At 47.7% G+C, this 19,013-nt stretch carries 14 protein-coding genes and 1 pseudogene; 13 read left to right on the top strand and 2 right to left on the bottom strand.

What is annotated here, in order from left to right; all coding sequences use genetic code 11:
* Positions 1 to 590: 590 nt before the first annotated feature.
* Positions 591 to 1,193, top strand: coding sequence for a replication initiation protein (locus MN084_RS10675; RefSeq protein ID WP_241086422.1), 603 nt, complete (start codon positions 591 to 593; stop codon positions 1,191 to 1,193).
* A gap of 31 nt (positions 1,194 to 1,224) precedes the next feature.
* On the opposite strand, the gene MN084_RS10670 is transcribed toward MN084_RS10675, so the two are convergent.
* Entirely contained in the window at positions 1,225 to 1,479 is a 255-nt protein-coding gene (locus tag MN084_RS10670; RefSeq protein WP_241086423.1) for a hypothetical protein, read from the bottom strand.
* A 504-nt stretch (positions 1,480 to 1,983) separates the two neighbouring features.
* Here MN084_RS10670 and MN084_RS10665 point away from each other — a divergent pair.
* The 10 genes and pseudogenes from MN084_RS10665 to MN084_RS10620 all read left to right on the top strand — a co-directional run bounded on the left by MN084_RS10665 (position 1,984) and on the right by MN084_RS10620 (position 15,163).
* Positions 1,984 to 2,268, top strand: coding sequence for a hypothetical protein (locus MN084_RS10665; RefSeq protein WP_330178023.1), 285 nt, complete (start codon positions 1,984 to 1,986; stop codon positions 2,266 to 2,268).
* Positions 2,269 to 2,354: 86 nt separating this feature from the next.
* Entirely contained in the window at positions 2,355 to 4,106 is a 1,752-nt protein-coding gene (locus tag MN084_RS10660; protein WP_241086424.1) for a Fic family protein, read from the top strand.
* Between the two features lie 499 nt (positions 4,107 to 4,605).
* Entirely contained in the window at positions 4,606 to 4,854 is a 249-nt protein-coding gene (locus MN084_RS10655; protein ID WP_241086425.1) for a DUF2269 family protein, read from the top strand.
* 73 nt (positions 4,855 to 4,927) lie between these two features.
* A pseudogene (locus tag MN084_RS10650) lies at positions 4,928 to 6,334 on the top strand (coniferyl aldehyde dehydrogenase).
* A 296-nt stretch (positions 6,335 to 6,630) separates the two neighbouring features.
* The gene (gene dnaX / locus MN084_RS10645) at positions 6,631 to 8,268 is read left to right on the top strand and encodes a DNA polymerase III subunit gamma/tau (RefSeq protein ID WP_241086426.1); all 1,638 of its coding nucleotides are present in this window, start codon (positions 6,631 to 6,633) and stop codon (positions 8,266 to 8,268) included.
* 96 nt (positions 8,269 to 8,364) lie between these two features.
* A complete protein-coding gene (locus MN084_RS10640) occupies positions 8,365 to 8,688 on the top strand; it encodes a YbaB/EbfC family nucleoid-associated protein (protein WP_241086427.1) in 324 nt (107 codons plus the stop codon).
* A 5-nt stretch (positions 8,689 to 8,693) separates the two neighbouring features.
* Positions 8,694 to 9,290 (top strand): recombination mediator RecR, encoded by a 597-nt coding sequence (recR, locus tag MN084_RS10635; RefSeq protein WP_241086428.1) that lies wholly within the window; start codon positions 8,694 to 8,696, stop codon positions 9,288 to 9,290.
* Positions 9,291 to 9,365: 75 nt separating this feature from the next.
* Positions 9,366 to 9,710 (top strand): histidine triad nucleotide-binding protein, encoded by a 345-nt coding sequence (locus MN084_RS10630; RefSeq protein WP_241086429.1) that lies wholly within the window; start codon positions 9,366 to 9,368, stop codon positions 9,708 to 9,710.
* A gap of 56 nt (positions 9,711 to 9,766) precedes the next feature.
* Positions 9,767 to 10,081 (top strand): hypothetical protein, encoded by a 315-nt coding sequence (locus MN084_RS10625; RefSeq protein ID WP_241086430.1) that lies wholly within the window; start codon positions 9,767 to 9,769, stop codon positions 10,079 to 10,081.
* A gap of 255 nt (positions 10,082 to 10,336) precedes the next feature.
* Entirely contained in the window at positions 10,337 to 15,163 is a 4,827-nt protein-coding gene (locus tag MN084_RS10620; protein WP_241086431.1) for an NAD-glutamate dehydrogenase, read from the top strand.
* Positions 15,164 to 15,281: 118 nt separating this feature from the next.
* Here the strand turns inward: MN084_RS10620 and MN084_RS10615 are convergent, their stop codons facing one another.
* Positions 15,282 to 15,557 (bottom strand): hemerythrin domain-containing protein, encoded by a 276-nt coding sequence (locus MN084_RS10615; protein ID WP_330178022.1) that lies wholly within the window; start codon positions 15,555 to 15,557, stop codon positions 15,282 to 15,284.
* Positions 15,558 to 15,646: 89 nt separating this feature from the next.
* On the opposite strand from MN084_RS10615, the gene MN084_RS10610 reads away from it, so the two are divergent.
* A protein-coding gene (locus MN084_RS10610) for an IS3 family transposase (RefSeq protein ID WP_330178021.1) occupies positions 15,647 to 16,734 on the top strand; the annotation gives its coding sequence in 2 pieces (ribosomal slippage) (positions 15,647 to 15,899 and positions 15,899 to 16,734; 1,089 coding nt in all).
* Positions 16,735 to 17,709: 975 nt separating this feature from the next.
* A protein-coding gene (locus MN084_RS10605) for an IS3 family transposase (protein ID WP_241086434.1) occupies positions 17,710 to 18,788 on the top strand; the annotation gives its coding sequence in 2 pieces (ribosomal slippage) (positions 17,710 to 17,962 and positions 17,962 to 18,788; 1,080 coding nt in all).
* The last annotated feature ends 225 nt before the right edge of the window (positions 18,789 to 19,013 follow it).

Here is a 19,013-nt window from a genome sequence, read left to right as displayed (position 1 = left end):
GGCGAGACACCTTTTAACAGTCCATGGATGGACTGTTAGGCCGCGAAGCGGGGCGAAGCCATGGATGGCGAAGGGTAGGTGTTTTGGTGAATTGCGATTTATGGGTTACAGATCCAGCGGTCAGCACGGGGCGAAGTGTAACCCACTTGTCTGCGGAATTGACTTTTTCTTGTTTTTTTCTTGCTTTTAGGTATGGTTATTTTTAATTGGAAACAATGGGTTATGAGTACATGGTGCTACAATAATACGGTTTTGTGCTACAGATTTACGGTGTTATCCGCAGCACATGCATTAATGCTACAGATTTATGGTTAATTGATAACTATGAGGCGCAATAATGCTACAGATTTACGGTTAGCCAGGGAATGAGAAGAGAAGCAAAAAATCTATTTTCTACAAAAAGCTGGACAAGATGACACCTGTTGCGATATGCGGCAAAAACGAATATGCTACAAACGATTTCATATGTAGCGGAAAGGGGCTAGTGAAGGTATTAATAAAAGCAGCATCGGCTGATGTAGTAGTTACAAAAGCCAACGCACTCATTAGAGGCCTCTTACACGCTCACTCTAAACGAGCAGCGAATTATATTGGCGTGTGCAGCTCAACTAGACGGCAGAAAGCCGATGCCGAAAGACAATGTATTCGTGCTGTCCGTCGAAGAATTCCAGGAGCTTTTTAATACTGATGTAAAGAATGCGTATCGTGAAATGGAAGACGCTGCTAACAAGCTATATGATCGCGATATGAGAAAGATCGACAAGCAGGCAAAGAAGCGTATGCGCTGGGTCTATATGGCCGAATACAGGAAGGGAGAGGGCAGGGTAAAGCTCGGATTCAGTCCGGAAATAACACCATATTTGACCATGCTACATAAACGGTTTACAAGTTACAGACTTGCGGAAGTATCGGAACTAGGCTCAACATACTCAGTCCGGCTTTATGAAATGCTGGCGCAATTTCAGGGAACACGTTATTTGACTATTACGGTTGCCAATTTCAAAGAACGTTTACAACTCGAAGGGAAGTATGAACGCTTCGCAAATCTAAAAGCACGAGTAATAGAACCTGCCATAAAAGAGCTAAATCAAAAGACCTCGATAGAAGTAAAATGGGTGCCGATAAAGAAAGGGCGGACTGTAGAGCGCTTGGAATTCCGATTTGAAGAAAAGGCTCAGATGGCCTTGCTATAGGCTACACCTGGCAGCGCTGCAGTTTTTATTCCTACAGCAAGCACTTCCCCAATATTGACAGTCTTCGCTTCTTACTGATCCCTTCATCCGCCAGCAGTACCGGCAAAACAATAGACAGCATGTAATTAATTGCCATCGCAGTGGGTAATCGATCCCCGCGTTCCCACTCCCGTATCCGGCTATGTGTATGCCGAGTTCCAAGGGCATTGTTCATTTCTCGCAGTGCTACGGCCAGCGTTGATGCCTGATTGACCACCTCTATGTACGCTGTGATTAAGTTGCTCACGAGATACTAATTCTCCTAATGCTGATAATTTCAATCCTGAGATTGTCAATTGCTGCCCCTTGGGAGATAATCTTCTTAGCCATTGATCTTGTATCCTCAAACGTCACAAGGTTATTGGTCAGAACCCTGTAAGCCGTGGTGGGTCTACGGGGTTCGTCGTTCTTGTCCAAAAAACATACCGATACGGTATTATATTCTTATCCCCATATTTTTTCATCGAAAGTTGTCCGATTGGAGAAATATAGACCTTTCAGTAGAGTAATTTTAGCTGGTGATCAGTGCTAATATATTAGCGCTGTCCGATTTTTCAGCTTTGCAAAAGTTTCACATGTGAAAGAAACCTCAGGCACGGCTGATAACCTGGAGAGTGTGCCGACTAAACAGGATAGACCCTTCCATCCACGCCATGGAGGATTCACTTTCGAATCAGATCGGCGCTGCCGTGAAGATTGATTATAACGTGAAGAAGGGCGTGTCCGGCCTTCGGGCCGGGCCTCCGATTCTATGACCGTACCACTGCAAGACCGCCGAGAGATTTTAACAGCGTTCCGCTATGCTTACGAAGGCACTCCGGCTGAGGCTGGGCGAACGCTTGTTGCATATGCGGTTGAGCAGAAGCTAATAAAACCACGCCGGTCTATTCCCGGCGATACCTTGCGGGCTTGGGCGACAGAGGGCAATCCTCCATTATGGGCGGTGAGAAGTGCCGCCCGCTGGCTGCAAGCACACGATTTCCTCCCTCGGGATGATAAGCAGGGTAGGGCGATAGCGGCAGCATCCCAGGTGTGAAACTATTTGCTCTTTGGCGCGATTAGCCTGCGTATTCGCGCCAAATTACGCCTTGTACTGGCTTGATTAGGGGTTATAATCGTGCCATGTGGATATGGGAAGATAAGGACTGGCCTCATTATATTTGCGATGCAGAGCTCTTTGCAGATCGCATAGAGACCTTTTTTCGCAAGGCGGATCGTTTAACCGGGCGCGTCGAATCACTGCCTGAATCCTACCAAGAGGATGCAATAATAGACCTGATGTTATCCGAGGCAATCAAAACCAGTTTGATTGAAGGTGAAACGCTGAATCGGGACTCTATTCGTTCATCGCTAAAGGTTTATGCTGGATTTGCGCCATCTAGTGAGCGCTCTAGCGATTTAAAAGCGGATGGCATTGCCGCACTTATGGTTGATGTTCGGCAGAAATGGAATCAACCTCTAAGCGAAGAACTTTTATGTGAGTGGCAATTCTCTGTTATGCAGGATGAGCCATACCACTTAGGAATGAGCGGTCATTATCGCGTTGAGGAAATGGAGATTGTCTCTGGCCAGTATGGCCATAGTGTTGTTCACTACGAGGCTCTGCCAGCAGCCAAAGTACCTGAAGAGATGGCCCGGTTCATCGAGTGGTATAACGCTACCAGTCCAATAACCGGAGATGAATCGTTACCTGGCCCTATTAGAGCAGGTATTGCTCATGTCTGGTTTGAAAATATCCACCCGTTTGATGATGGTAATGGTCGTGTTGGCCGGGCTGTTACTGATCATGCTCTTTCTCAAGCGCTGGGTTATCCAACGATGGCTTGCCTTTCTACCGCTATTGAGAACAACAAGAAGAGCTACTACAGGGAGCTTGAGAAGATAGGGCGAGGGAGCTTGGATATTACCCATTGGATGGATTTTTTTACTGATTCGGTCAATCAGGCACAAGATATAGCGAAGAAAGAAGTTGATTTTGTAGTTGGTAAGAGCCGCTTTTATGACAGGTTTCATAATGAGGTTAACGAACGCCAGGCTAGGGTTGTGGCGCGTGTTTTTTCTGAAGGAATAAAAGGTTTCGAGGGCGGAATATCGACTAAGAAGTATTCAATTATTGCTAAATGCTCGGCTCGTACCGCGAGTCGGGATCTGGCTGATTTATTGGATAAGGGAATCATTGTGCAGCAATCTGGCAGTGGCCGTAGCACACGCTACGAGTTGGCCACTGTGGAACCTGCAGGGCTTCCCGGATGGAACCGTGATAATCATTCACATCACGGAGAAAAGAAAATGGGCGAATTGTCAAAAGAGGAACAGATCGAAGAAATCGAATATCGGATCACCGAGGTTTTTGAATCCTATGACCCGACGGACGAATTTTCCATTCAGAATGCAATAAAAAGTAGTGATGCCGATTTAATTACGAAAGCTCTTGATCGTGTTACTGAACTTGAACAGCTGTTCGAAAAGGATATGTCTGGTTTTTCTCAAGAGGATTTGGATGGTTCTGATATGAGTATCAGTGCTATGAAAGATCGTTTTTCTAGTAGGGCTGGCGCAATCCGGCATGAGTTGCAGGACAGTTTGATTTCTTCCGTGTCGAATGAAACGGGAAAGAACGTCTGGCAGGCCAACGAGAAGATGGATTACACCGGCGAATTTGTTAAGGATGATGGTGTGTTTATGTATCAGCAGACGGCTGATAATACGCTTATTGCCCATCCTCGGGACAGATTCTCTAATCCGGATGAATTGATAGGAGTGAATACAACCATAGGATATTTCCCGGTAGTGCGATCTGCAGAGCAGGAAGATAAAGGGATTGATAAGGCTTTGGTGAGGGTCAAGGGAGCTATGGTCAAATCTGGTGTATAAGCCATCAAGCAGCTTCCTGTTCAACTCGGATCCCATCTTTAAATTGCACACCTTAGTGCAATAGCTGTGACTTGTTGCGTGATCATGGTTTTCCTTTTAACGCCTAAATCAGCCGCTGCGATAGCGGTCGGCTGGATTTTCTTGTTAGGCATGACAATTACCTATCAAGTTTATATCTGTTCCACCTGTGGGTGGAAAGGTAAGAATTAAAGATATTCCTGACGTACCATCACTTCTCTTTGAGAGCTCATCATTAAAAATCCAAACTTCATAATAAAACGGGGGTTTGTGTTCGACTACCCGCACCTCATCCCGGTCCAAGTGACTTCTATTACCGCCAATGTCCAAAACATCCACATGGCGGTGTTTAATATTGTGGCTTGCCATTGCCCGGCGCTGGTTCGATACGTATCAACAACCTGGTCAATGAGGTTGTTGTCATTGATCACGGCTAGTGCTGTTTCGGGGAGGACCGCGCCGAACAGGAGGGCGAGCATTTTTGAATCGCTGCGGTTTAGGGCGATGGGCTCAAAAACATCAATGGCAATTTTTCGCTTCAGCAGTCATCTGGATTGTGATCCTGATTCCTGCTCAGGTGATGCAGTCACGAATGGCCAGCGCTTTCCAAAATGACGGCACTATCCCTCAGCGCTATTGGATGCTCTCCAGAATTTGGGCTATTGCTGGGTCTATTGCCGCTATCCTGCCTTTCACTGTTCTCTATTTCATGGTGTTCAAACCCCAATGATTACAGTAACTCAAAGACGAGTTAGTTTGTGGAGTATCCAAAAAATGGTGACAAATAAAACAGATACCTCATTATGGGTATAACTACTTCGGCATTTCAACGAATGCGTGAACAGGTAACCGTAGATAATACACTCTCCTGGGATGAGAGAGTTGAGTTTCTCAAAGCGTTGCGTAAAGGAGTTTTAGCTGGAAAAACGGACTTGGTAACGGCCTTGAATGAGGATTTTGATGGCCGATCGCCCCATGAAACGGTCCTGGCCGATATCGTTCCAACCATTGGGATTATCGATTACACCATAAAGTATTTGCGCAAGTGGATGAAACCCCAAAAAAGGCATGTGGCCATGCATTTCATGCCGGCAAAAAATCGCATTCAATTTCACCCCAAGGGTGTTGTTCTGATCATATCACCGTGGAATTATCCGGTTTCTCTCTCCCTCATGCCCATGGTTTCAGCGCTGGCGGCAGGTAACAGGGTTATATTGAAACCGTCTGAATACACCCCTCGCACATCTGACGTTATCGCACAGTTGGTATGCGATGCACTGCCAGCTGACAGGGCCACTGTTTTAACCGGTGGTCCAGACGTTTCAATCGAACTGTGTCAACTTCCTTTTGACCATATCCTGTTTACCGGCTCAACCAACAGAGGGCGCGAGGTGATGAAAAACGCTGCTCAGAACCTGACGCCTGTGACACTGGAGCTAGGTGGGAAATCTCCCGCTGTGGTGCATCCAGATTATGATCTGGCATCTGCGGCTGAGCGCATCGCTCGCGGCAAGCTGATTAATGCCGGCCAAACCTGCATAGCGCCGGACTATGCGATGATTCCCCGTGACAAGGTCAATGATTTTGTTGCCCTGTACGAAATGTCAGTGGCACGGCTTTATCCGGAAGTATCAGGTAATCCCGATTACACTTCGATTGTTAACAAACATCACTTCGACCGCTTGAACAGCCTTCTTGATGATGCCGGTAAAAAAGGTGCCAAGGTAATTGCAGTCGGGTCATGAGGAGAAAGAGGTTCCGGCAAACGGAAGTTGCATCCTCATGTGATTCTGGGTCTCTCTGACCAAATGGCCTTGGCTGGTGAAGAGATTTTCGGTCCCATATTGCCAATCATTCCCTATGACAGCCTTAAACAGGCAAGTGATTATATTAATCAGCGACCGCGGCCCCTTGCCCTCTATTATTTTGACCAAAACAGTAATCGGACACAGCACTTCCTTGAAACCACTATCTCAGGCGGTGCTGCGGTAAATGATACCGTTTTGCAGTTTGTTCAGGACGATCTGCCTTTTGGTGGCATAGGGCAGAGTGGTATGGGTGTCTGTCACGGGTTTGAGGGTTTCAGGGAACTCAGTCATGCCAAGTCGGTATTTTATCAGGCCCGGTTTAATGGCGGGACAATGCTGGACCCGCCTTATGGAAAGATATTTGAACGAATTACCGGTTTTTTGGTGCGCGGAGAAGAGTAGAGGAAGGGGCCTGATCAAGCATTGATAGAATTTGTATCTTCTGGTTTGTACGGTGCATTATTCTGAGGTGAAACTGACTATGGGCTACTAAAATAAAGCCTGACAAAAAAGATATATATTCATTCTTTGTGCTCTACCTTTATGATTTATCAGTATATTTCCAGATAGATTGTGGCAATCCTCTCCTTTCATCATAACAACGGGGTTAGCCGTCTTCGGCAACGGTGAATTGCCTTGCCGGTTAGGGTAAACTCTTGCCCTAGTGCATCATTACTCTGAGAGTCTCCCTACAACCCATGTCATATCAGGTTCTGGCGCGAAAATGGCGTCCACGCATCTTCAGTGAATTGGTCGGCCAGGATCACGTGGTTCGTGCTCTGAGCAATGCGCTGGATAATGACCGGCTCCATCATGCCTATCTTTTCACCGGTACCCGTGGGGTAGGCAAGACTACGCTGGCGCGTATTTTTGCAAAATCGCTGAACTGTGAACACGGTGTCGGTTCCACTCCTTGTGGGCAGTGCAGTATCTGTCAAGAGGTGGATGAGGGACGTTTTGTCGATCTGCTGGAAGTGGATGCCGCATCCCGCACCAAAGTCGATCAGACTCGTGAACTCTTGGACAATGTGCCCTACGCACCGGTAAGGGGACGTTATAAAGTCTACCTGATCGATGAGGTGCATATGTTCTCGGACAGCAGCTTCAATGCCCTGTTGAAGACGCTGGAAGAGCCGCCTCCCCACGTCAAGTTCCTGCTTGCCACCACAGACCCGCAAAAAGTACCTATGACTGTGCTTTCGCGCTGCCTTCAGTTTAATCTGAAGCGCATCTCCCTGGAGCGGATAAAAGGGTATCTGCAGACAATCCTGGAGAAAGAGGGCATTAAACATGACCTGGGGGCACTGACACTCATCGCTCGTGGTGCAGACGGCAGTATGCGGGATGCCCTCAGCCTTCTGGACCAGGCAATCGCCTTTGGTAATGGACAGGTAGTTGAGACTGACGTGCGTACCATGCTCGGCAGTGTCGCCCAGGATCGGGTATATGACCTTCTCCATGCGCTGGGAAGGCTGGAGGCCGGTGAGCTGATGGGGATCGTTGCCAACCTTGCGGATATGGCACCTGATTTTACCGGTGTGGTGCAGGATCTGCTCTCTTTGTTACACCGTATCGCACTGGTACAGGCGGTTCCCGGGGCGCTGGATAACAGTACGGGTGATCTGGAGCAGGTTGAAGCACTGGCTGCTGAACTTGCACAGGAAGATGTCCAGCTGTTTTATCAGATAGGGTTGATGGGCCAACGGGATCTGCCGCTGGCTCCGCATCCCCGTGTCGGCTTCGAGATGATCCTGCTGAGGATGCTGGCTTTCAGGCCGGATACAGCGCCTGCACTGCAGGATCGGAAAGTATCCCCTGCAACAGGTACCAACAGGGTGGCCAGGCCGGAGAAAAAAAAACGCCCTGATACGCCACCACCGGTAAATCAAAAACCGGCTGTTGCTACGCCCAAGGCTACAAGGCCTGCAGCCCCTCCACCTGTTGTTCCAGTCGATCTGAGCCGCTGGAATCAGGTTGTGGAATCGCTTGATCTGGGTGGAATCGCCCGCCAATTGGCCAATAACTGTGTCTATGAGTCCTGGAATGGCTCGGTATTGACCCTGAAGCTTGATCCCACCCACCAGCATATGCAGGTGGGCAGTACCGAGCAGCGCTTGCAGAAGGCGTTGGTGGTCTACATGGGCCAGGAGCTGCAGCTGAAGATCGAACCGGGTTCTGCTGAAGTTGCCACCCCTGCCAAACACCAGGCTGAAGCAAGGGCTGACCGCCAGCGGGAAGCGGAAATTACCATGGCGGCAGACCCGCTGGTTTGCGCCATGGCAGATCAGATGGGAGCACAGCTGATCCCCGGATCGGTCAGGCCGGTGGATGACTAGAAGCCTGTCTGGCACGGACAGGGCTCCAGGCAGTAAAACCAATTTAATAAAACTCAGTCCAATTATTACCAGTCGTTTCAAAATGAGGATCACTTGATGAAAGGCGGAATAGGCAATTTGATGAAACAGGCCCAGAAGATGCAGGCCGACCTCCAGGCGACACAGGAACGTCTGGCTCAGGAAGAGGTGACGGGTGAATCCGGTGGCGGCATGGTCAAAGTGACGATGAACGGCAAGCATGAAGTGCGCAGGATCGAGATCGATGAAACCCTGGTGGGGGATGACAAAGAGATGCTGGAAGATCTGGTTGCCGCAGCAATAAATGATGCGGTGCACCGGGTGGCCGACAAGACCCAGGAGAGTATGTCCGGTGTCACTTCCGGTATGGGTCTTCCCCCTGGCTTTAAAATGCCATTCTGAATACCATGTCTCAAAAACCCCTGCTGAATCAACTGATAGATGCCTTGCGCTGCCTGCCCGGGGTAGGGCCCAAATCTGCCCAGAGAATGGCGTTCCACCTCCTGGAACGGGAGCGTGAAGGCGGCATGCATCTCTCTCGCATACTGGCAGAAGCGATGGAGAAAATTGGTCACTGCAGCCGCTGCCGGACTTTCAGCGAGACCGACATCTGCGGTCTTTGCGCCAATCCCAAACGGGATGATTCACAACTCTGTGTCGTGGAGACACCAGCCGAGGTGGTGGCGATTGAACAGGCGACTGACTTCAGCGGGCGTTATTTTGTGCTGGGCGGACGGCTTTCACCTCTGGATGGCATCGGACCCAGAGAGACCGGTCTCGATCGGCTGCAACAGATTATGGGTGAGGGGTGTGTGAAAGAGTTGATACTGGCAACCAACCCGACGGTAGAGGGTGAAGCAACTGCATATTTTATCAGCGAGATGGCGCAAAGCCTGGATATCCAAGTGACCCGCATCGCTCATGGTGTGCCCCTGGGTGGTGAACTCGAATATGTCGATGGTGGTACACTCTCTCATGCCTTTGCCGGTCGGCGTGCATTTTGAACCGGAAATGAGATTGAGAGAATGCGAAGAGGCCTACCTCTGCATCCGGTAGAAAACTGAAATTAAGGTAAAATAATGGATAACTGCCTGTTCTGTAAAATGATCTCACGTGAGATCGAGCCCGATGTGGTCTATGAGGAGGAGGATGTTCTGGCATTCAGGGATATCAACCCTCAGGCGCCAATTCACATTCTGCTGATACCAAAGCGCCATATCAGCACACTGAATGACCTGCAGCCGAAAGATGCTGAACTGATCGGCAAGCTCTCCCTTGCCGCAGCCAAAGTGGCAGAACAGGAAGGCATCGCAGAGCCAGGGTACCGTACATTAATGAACTGTAACGAGGAGGGTGGTCAAGTGGTCTTTCACATCCATATGCATCTGGTGGGCGGTCGTCGCATGGGTTGGCCTCCCGGTTAAAAAATAGCGGCTGTGGTGAGGTTTGAACGGATGCCTCCCATAGACTGATGGGTACTATGAACGCCATCAATTCCATTGGAACATCGTTATTTGATACCACGGTCCAGCGGGCGCTGGTGCCGGTTGAGCCGTATGCCCCTTCGAAAGACTCCACCCAGCAACCGGTTAAACAACAGCCGGCACCTGTCACCTTAACATCGGATCTGTTGAATAGGCTTCAGATAACCGCTGATCTCCTGCAAAAACGCGCTGTTATCGATAACGGCGCCACTCAGCGTAATCGTCATGCGATCTCCTCTTATCGCACTCTCAACGATTCAGAAGAGCGGGAGAGGGTCAGTTCTCTTCTGGGTATTGATGAATACGCCTGATTCGTTCTCTGTTTCAAGCCTGCAATATAAACCCCGCTGCATCCCCTGGAGGGGAATTCGGATTAATTTGATTAAGTTTCGAGACTAATCCTGTAACTGGTTGAAATAAAAAATATTATTACCTGAAAAAATATTCTGTTTTTACTGGTAAATCCTTCCCTGCTCGACTACCTTTATAACTGATTGCCACTGGGATAGTTGCCCCAGGATTTAATCGTATATTTCCCTTATTTTCAGGCCCTCAACGGTAGGATGATGAATAGAAAAGAAAAAAACCAGTTAGAAAAACAGCTGATCGAAAAGTTCTCCAAACCGGAGTATTCCGAGTTCAGTAAGCAGGATGCCAAGCAGATACAGGCATTGCTGAATACCTATTATCGCTATACCTCGATTGAGGATATTGAAGAAGAGAATATCCAGGATTTGCTGGGGGCAGTAATTGCACATTGGCTGTTGCTGAAAAAGAGAAAAACCAGCACCGCAATGGTACGTGCCTACAACCCGAACTTTGAAGAACACGGCTGGCAGAGCGCCCATACCATTATCGAAGTGGTGACCGATAATTTCGCCTTTCTGGTCGATTCACTTACCATGGGACTGAACCGGGCCGGCCTGACCATACGCTTGACCATACATCCGGTGATTAAGGCGTTGCGCGATAAAAAAGGTGATTTGCTGGAGATAAGCGAAATTGCCAGGGGTAAAGGAAACACCGAATCAATCATCAGCTTCCAGGTTGAAAGGCAACTCTCATCTGATGTACTCAGAGCCCTTGAGGAGATGATTCTCACCATTGTCAATGATATTAAATGTGCCAATAATGATTGGCAGAATATGAAAGCCCGTGTTCAGTCAGTAAAAGCTGAAATACTCGATCAAATTCCTCCGATTGATCAAGATGGACTATCAGAGATTGTCGCCTTTCTTGACTGGATCGGCGGTGACCATTTCACTTTTCTATCCTATTGTGAATTTGATTTTGTGGCTGTAGATGGCAAGGAGATGCTGAAATTGCTTGATGATTCTGTTCTCGGTCTGCTTCGGCAATCAAAAGACGTGAACAAGAAAATAGAGTCTGTTATTCCTGTATTGGGTGAGCAGTACTCAAAATTCCCGTGCTGTATTGTGGTTACAAAAGCCAATGTTAAATCAACGGTTCATCGGCCGGCTTATATGGATTTTATCGGTCTCAAGCGTTACAACCAGGAAGGGAACGTCATTGGTCTCCATTGTTTTCTGGGCCTGTTTTCATCTTCAGCCTATAACAGCCCGCCAAGGGATATTCCGCTGCTGAGGAAAAAGGTTACAGAAGTTATTGAGAGTACCGAAATCTCCGTTTTGAGTCACTCGAACAGGGTTTTGCACAATATACTTGATACCTATCCACGGGATGAGTTGTTCCAGAATTCCACTGAGGAGTTGCTCGGGGTCGTACTGGGCATACTCAGTCTTCAGGAACGCCAGCGCACAAGGCTGTTTGTGACCAAAGATATTTTCAATCGTTTCTACTCCTGTTTTATCTATCTTCCCCGTGAGCGCTTTAGCCGGGAGCTTAGAATCCGTCTACAGAAGGTATTGGTGGAAACCTTTCAGGGTATTGAAGTTCAGTTCAACACGCTCTTTTCAGAATCGATTCTTGCGCGTATTCATTTCGTGGTTCACTGCGTACCGGATGCCATCATAGAGTACGACGAAAAAGAGCTGGAAGAGAAAGTCATAGAGGCTACCCTGACATGGCAGGACGGCCTGGACAATGCCCTGATAGAGACCTATGGCGAGGCGATTGCCGGACAGTATTTCCGGGAATATTCAACGTCCTTTCCCGGCGGTTACCGGGAAGATTTTCACCCCCGTACCGCCGCATCTGATATAGCCAGAATCGAACAGGCGCAAGCTGATAATGAACTGGGTCTGCATTTTTACCGTCCAATTGTCGAATCTGCCGACAGGGTTCATTTCAGACTCTACTCGGTTGATAAGCCGGTACCCCTCTCAGAAGCCATTCCTATCCTGGAAAATATGGGATTGAGCGTGTTTGGTGAACGTCCTTATCAGATCAGGCATCAATCCGGAGATGTCTGGATTCATGACTTTTCAATGCGCTATGCCAAGGGTGCTGAGAATCTGACAAATGGTGCCGGTAAACTCTTTCAGGAGGTTTTCCTTAAAGTCTGGAAAGGCGATGCGGATAATGATGGATTCAACCAACTTGTTCTGGATGCACGACTCTCTTGGAAGCAGGTGGTGCTGTTGCGTGCCTATAGCCGCTATCTCAAGCAGATCAAAATACCCTTCAGTCAATCTTATATTATCGAGACCCTGACAAGGCACGGGGATATCACCTGTCTGCTGATTGGTCTATTCAACCTTAGATTTTCCCCCGAGCATGCATATTCTAATGTGAAAACTGAAAAGGCACTGGCAAAAATAGAGGCGATGCTGGAGTCTGTTTCGAGTCTCGATCAGGATCAGATCATACGTGGTTTTATCAACCTGATTCAGGCAACTTTGCGCACCAACTACTTTCAAACTGACAGCGCCGGAGAGGCCAAACCCTACCTTTCGTTTAAGGTTGATCCAAAGATGATCAACGGTATGCCTCTGCCTATGCCGATGTTTGAGATTTTTGTCTTTTCAGCCAGGATGGAAGGCGTCCATCTACGGGGGGGGAAGGTGGCGCGTGGCGGCTTGCGCTGGTCCGATCGAATGGAAGATTTTCGCACCGAGGTATTGGGGTTGATGAAAGCGCAGATGGTGAAGAACACCGTTATTGTGCCGGTGGGCTCAAAAGGCGGCTTCATCGTTAAACGTCTTCTTGATACCGACAACAGGGATGAGATGATGAAGGAGGTTATCTTTTGTTATAAAACTCTCCTGAAAGGGATGCTGGATCTGACCGATAATCTGTCAGGTAGTGAGATTATTCCCCCGGAAAATGTTGTCAGGCATGACGATAATGATCCCTACCTTGTGATAGCAGCGGATAAGGGTACGGCGACATTCTCCGATATAGCCAACGGTGTTTCCAATGAGTATGGGTTCTGGCTGGGGGATGCCTTTGCTTCGGGTGGTTCGGCCGGTTACGACCATAAAAAAATGGGCATAACCGCCAAAGGTGCCTGGGAGTCGGTTAAGCGGAATTTTCGTGAACTGGGTGTCAATATCCAAACCACGAACTTCCGGGTAATCGGTATTGGTGATATGGCAGGCGATGTATTTGGTAATGGCATGTTACTGTCACGCCATATAAAACTGGTTGCAGCCTTTAATCATATGCATATTTTTCTTGATCCGGAACCGGATACTGAGTCCTCTTTTAAAGAGCGGGAGCGCCTGTTCAAGCTTCCCAGGTCGAGCTGGATGGATTACAAAAAAAACCTGATATCAAAAGGAGGAGGTATTTTTTCCCGCAATGCAAAATTCATAACACTCAGCGACGAAGTCAAGGGAATGCTTGGTATTAAGAGTGATCGTGTAAGGCCGAATGAACTGATCTGCAGCATCCTGAAGGCCCAGGTCGACCTATTTTGGAATGGCGGCATAGGCACTTACATTAAAGCCGCAACAGAAACCAATGACGATGTCAGAGACAAGGCAAATGATGCGCTTCGGATCAATGGTGGAGAGCTTCGCTGCAAAGTGGTTGGGGAAGGTGGAAACCTTGGACTTACCCAGTTAGGCAGGATTGAATATGCAGCAAAGGGTGGATTGGTATACACCGACTCCATTGATAATTCAGCAGGGGTCGATTGTTCGGATCACGAAGTAAATATTAAAATATTGCTGGGTCAGACACTTGCCAATGGTGATATGACGCAAAAGCAGCGTAATAAACTACTGGTTCAGATGACTGATGAGATATCCGATTTGGTGCTGGCGGACAATTATGCCCAGGCCCAGGCGATCAGTGTGATCAATTCAGAGGCTCCGGCCCGACTTTATGAACACGCAAGGTTTATCGATTTTCTTGAGCAGAATGGCACTCTAAACAGAGAGCTAGAATTTCTGCCAAATAAAAAAGAAATTGCAGACCGTCAAGCGGCGGGAAAAGGGCTGACAAAGCCTGAAATTTCAATCTTGCTCCCTTACAGCAAGATGACCTATTACGAAGCATTAATCAATTCGGATATACCTGATGACCCGTTTTTACTGACTGAGCTGATCGGTTATTTCCCCAAGGTTCTTGGTGAAAAATATTATGACGAGATGTTGTCCCACCGACTAAAAAGGGAGATCATCTCAACCAACCTGACCAATAGTATTGTCGACCACATAGGGCCTGGATTTGGCTTTAGGGTACGCGAAGATGTCGGTGTGAGCATTGCCGGTGTAACACGTGCTTATCTTTCCGCAAGCAAGATTTTTGGAACCGATCAGCTTTGGGATGATATTGAGTTACTGGATAATAAGGTGCCTGCGGCGGTACAGATTGAGATGATGCGTGAAGTGGCCAGAATGCTGCATCAGACGGTGATTTGGATTCTTCGCTCACGCCGTAACAATGTGGTTATCCGGGATCTAGTGGACTATTTCCAGGATGGCGTGGCTGAGTTGGCGGAAAAAATACCCAAGCCCCTGGCGGCCAAGGATAGACTGAGCCTCAATAAGCGAATCAAATATTTTGTCCATGCAGGTGCACCTCGCGATATTGCCCAGCGGGTCGCTTCAGTTGCTCCACTCTCATTGGCACTGGATATCGTGGAGGTTGCCAGGCAAGGTGACCAACAGGTGCCTCTGGTGGCATCGCTCTATTTTAACCTGGGCATGATGCTGGATTTCCACTGGCTGCGTGAGCAGATCGCCGGACTTGATATCCAGACGCACTGGCACTATCTGGCAAAAAACAGATTGATTGATACCCTCAGTGGTTATCAGCGAAAGCTGACTGCAAAGATTCTGAAGAGCACCAAATTGAACAAAAACAGCAAAAAGATGATGGATCAGTGGGCGGGAGCAAATCATTCCCCCTTTGATCGGCACCTACAGATGATATCTGAACTGAAGGCGCGGACCTCTGTTGATTTCGCCATGCTGTCGGTTGTTGTTGCCGGAGTCGGTGGGTTACTAGTGGCGGATATCTGAAATCGTACAACTTATCCATGTTGGAGCTTGATGATTAAGTTCAAGCTCCAGCGCTCATATCGTATCTATAAAAATCACAGTTCCAAAGGAGTGCTGAGTTTCATAGGAAATCAGGAAATCAAATGATTCTGTCATAATCAATTCTACCTACAGCATCATATTTTCTGACAAAGGATTCGACATAGCTGATCATTTGATCGTGTTGTGCTTTGTGGCCTTCATAATCAGGGTAGCCATTTGTCTGTAGCAGATCCTCTGCCGCTTTGAGATGATTGCGTGTATAGGCAATTAGTTCACTCAGATTATGGCGTTCAAACTCCTCTCCAGTGGTGCAGAGGATGCACGCGCTGAGATTATTTATCAGATTCAGCAGCTTCTTATGGTCCTTGTCCATAGACTCTATGCCGACACTGGGTAATCCCCCGGGAAGTAGCTGACGCCAAAAGTAGAATTTTCTCGTAATATGAACGCAGGAGATTCTGCATGAAGACATCAAGATTCAAGGACAGCCAGATCATTGCTATTCTCAAGCAGGCTGAGACTGTCACACCAGTTTCCGATCTGTGCCGGGAGCATGGCATGAGCAGTGCCACCTTCTACAAGTGGCGCGCCAAATACGGCGGCATGGACGCCTCTCTCATGAAGCGTATGAAGGAACTCGAGGATGAGAACCGGCGACTCAAGAAGATGTACGCCGAGACCAAATTAGAGGCGGAGATCGTCAAGGAGGCCCTGGCAAAAAAGTGGTAAGGCCATCTCGTCGCAAGGAGATGGCCAAGATCGCAGCTACGCAGGATGGCGTGTCGGTACGCTTGGCTTGTCGTGCATTCTGTATCAGCGAGACCTGCTATCGCTATCAGGCCAAGCATTCGAGCGACAACGCACTGATTGCAGATTGGTTACTCCGATTGACGATGACCAATCGAACCTGGGGTTTCGAGTTATGCTATTTGTACCTGCGCAATGTGAAGGGTTACCCCTACAATCATAAACGTGTATACCGCGTATACAGGGAGTTTGAGCTGAACTTGCGGATCAAGCCCAAACGTCGATTGAAGCGCGACGTGCCGGATGCGCTAGCTGTACCTCGTCAAATTAACATCATGTGGTCGATGGATTTTATGCATGACAGCCTGGCCGATGGCCGTAGCTTCAGGACGTTCAATGTCATCGACGACTACAATCGTGAGGGGCTGGGTATTGAGGTGGACTTCTCGTTACCGGCAGTGCGTGTCATTCGTGCACTGGAACAGATCACCGAGTGGCGAGGCAAGCCAAATTCCATTCGCTGCGACAATGGCCCCGAACTAATCAGTGGTCAACTGATGGAGTGGGCAGAGAAACAATGGATTAAGTTACACTATATCCAGCCCGGCAATCCGCAACAGAACGCGTACGTGGAGCGTTTTAACAGAACAGTTCGACATGAATGGCTGAACCAGCATCTCTTTGAGTCGATCGAGTATGCCCAGCACACCGCCACTCAATGGTTGTGGCGCTACAATACAGAGCGGCCAAACATGGCCATTGGAGGAATAACACCGTATCAGAAGTTGGCGCAAGCCGCATAAGCTCTACTTTTGTGCGCAGCTGAAAATGGGGAGATTACCACTGTACTCTTCTCTCCAGACCAGAAAGTTGTCACAATTTCCCCGACTGTGCGTATAAAATATAAATGCCGACAGACTCAGCCCTGCAAGGAGTAACCAGGGTGTTAGGCTGGAAGTGCCCATTTCAATAAATGTCAGTGTGTTGGCTGAAAAAAGTGTGATTATTGCAGCAGCCATTAGGATTTTTTTATCATCAGTTTTTCCACTATTTTTATAATTGCCTGTACTGGAACTCGGTTATTATCTGGTTGATGGAGTGCTGGCAGGGTTTGCTATGATCGGAACGTGGTATATCCGTTTTTATGCGGATTGAGAAAAGATAGAATGGAACTAAGAATCAGTGGGAGAGGGGATTTAATACCACTGTTGATCAATCGTGTTCGATGCGTATTGGGAATTTTGGATCGGTGTCTGTTCGGGTCTGGTAATTCACTCCGGAAGATGCTCCCGTAATCTATGGATTAATTACAGGAGCATCTCTCAGACGTGAGAAAAGCACCTTTACAAATTACTAACCGGAAAAAGCCATGGCAATGATATAGACGGAGGCCAATGCACCTATAGCCATAAGGTGAAGAGGAGTATTTTTTGAATGATGTTCGAAGGTTACGTCATATTCCATAATTGACGGAATAAGATTCTGCACCTGCTCGTGCATAATGTATTCAGAATGGTGTTTCATGCTTTTCTCCTCGATTCAGTTCCAATTTTGGATGCCTGTGGGGTCTTTGTGTGGTCGTGACAGGCTAATTAAGTTCTCTCTAGGTTCTATACTAGCGGATGAAGGGGGATAAATAAAGAACAAATGCAGAATAATTGCTGTGCATGGTTTCAGAAATGATTCATTCACCGGGGGAGAATGTGACCTTTCCCCCAGAAATAGAGCCATGACAAGGATGAGATTTCCAATTAGTCTGTGTATTAGGAGATCTCAAGATGAAGAAGAAGCGTTACAGAGAAGAGCAAATTATTGGTGCCATCAAGCAGCATGAGTCAGGGATAAAAGTTGATGACATTTGTCGTCAGTTCGGCATTTCAACCGGGTGCTTTTATAACTGGCGAAGCAAGTACGCCGGCATGGATGTCTCAGAAGCCAAACGGCTCAAAGAGCTTGAAAGCGAAAACAACAAGCTTAAGAAGTTACTTGCCGAGAAAATGCTTGAAGCTGAGGCGATGAAGGATGTGCTCTCAAAAAAGTGGTAAAGCCTGCTGATAGAAAACAAATCGTGAGCTACCTTAAGTCGCGATTCAAATTAAGTGAGCGTAGAGCTTGCCAATTAGCAGGCTTAAGTAGAACCGCTTTTCGGTACGTTACTCAATGGGGAAAAGATGAGCCTCTACGCAAACGGTTACTTGAGCTGGCAAAGAAGCATCCGAGTTATGGTTATTTGTTTTTACATGGCCTCCTGAGAGGAGAGGGGCTTGTGAAAAACAAGAAGCGGACCTACCGAGTCTATAACGAAGAAGGTCTTCAAGTGAGGACTAAAAAACGCAAGAAGATAATACGACCAAGAATGCCAACGATTATGCCCATTGGTAAAAATATACGCTGGTCAATGGATTTTGTCAGTGATCAGTTGGCTAATGGTCGCCGCTTTCGAGTATTTAATGTGATTGATGATTACTCAAGAGAAGTTATTGGCCAGCTCTCTGACTTCTCGATCAATGGTCACCAGGTCGCTCGTTTTTTAACTCAGGTGATTGAGCTAAGGAGCGCTCCGGATCAAATAATCTGCGACAACGGTACTGAGTTTACTAGCAAGGCGATGTTCTACTGGCAAAAAGAAAGTGGCGTTAAGCTAGGTTTTATTCAGCCAGGTAAGCCTACTCAGAATGCGTTTGTAGAAAGCTTAAACGGTAAATTCAGAAATGAATGCTTAAATCAGCATTGGTTCAGGTCCATTGATGACGCTAGACATGAAATTGATCAATGGCGAGAGCACTACAATCACGTGCGGCCTCATAGCGCATTAAATTATTTGTCACCTGTGGCCTTTGTGAATAGGGCCGCTTAGAATGAATTATCTCATCCAAGTCTTGGTATTAAGATGGGGGGAAGGTCAAATGGGATAAAAATCGGTTATAGTTCAGCGCTCCAATTTGGCTGAGGCAACTTCTCAATGAGGGTGTCCAGGTGTTGGTGAGCAGGGTATGGCGTTATTTTGAAGCGAGCCTTTAGATGCATGAGCTGACAATATGGCAAAGACAAATGTTGAAATGGGAGTGGAAGCCATCTTTAA

The sequence above is a fragment of the Candidatus Vondammii sp. HM_W22 genome (assembly GCF_022530855.2).
Classification (GTDB): domain Bacteria; phylum Pseudomonadota; class Gammaproteobacteria; order Chromatiales; family Chromatiaceae; genus Vondammii.
This window is presented reverse-complemented; position numbering and strand designations above follow the sequence as displayed.

What these genes read in the sequence shown, in the direction of transcription:
- MN084_RS10665 (WP_330178023.1), top strand. Translation starts at nt 1,984, where the DNA reads ATGACCGTACCACTGCAAGACCGCCGAGAGATTTTAACAGCGTTCCGC.
- MN084_RS10660 (WP_241086424.1), top strand. Translation starts at nt 2,355, where the DNA reads ATGTGGATATGGGAAGATAAGGACTGGCCTCATTATATTTGCGATGCA.
- dnaX (WP_241086426.1), top strand. Translation starts at nt 6,631, where the DNA reads ATGTCATATCAGGTTCTGGCGCGAAAATGGCGTCCACGCATCTTCAGT.
- MN084_RS10640 (WP_241086427.1), top strand. Translation starts at nt 8,365, where the DNA reads ATGAAAGGCGGAATAGGCAATTTGATGAAACAGGCCCAGAAGATGCAG.
- recR (WP_241086428.1), top strand. Translation starts at nt 8,694, where the DNA reads ATGTCTCAAAAACCCCTGCTGAATCAACTGATAGATGCCTTGCGCTGC.
- MN084_RS10630 (WP_241086429.1), top strand. Translation starts at nt 9,366, where the DNA reads ATGGATAACTGCCTGTTCTGTAAAATGATCTCACGTGAGATCGAGCCC.
- MN084_RS10625 (WP_241086430.1), top strand. Translation starts at nt 9,767, where the DNA reads ATGAACGCCATCAATTCCATTGGAACATCGTTATTTGATACCACGGTC.
- MN084_RS10620 (WP_241086431.1), top strand. Translation starts at nt 10,337, where the DNA reads ATGAATAGAAAAGAAAAAAACCAGTTAGAAAAACAGCTGATCGAAAAG.
- MN084_RS10615 (WP_330178022.1), bottom strand. Translation starts at nt 15,557, where the DNA reads ATGGACAAGGACCATAAGAAGCTGCTGAATCTGATAAATAATCTCAGC.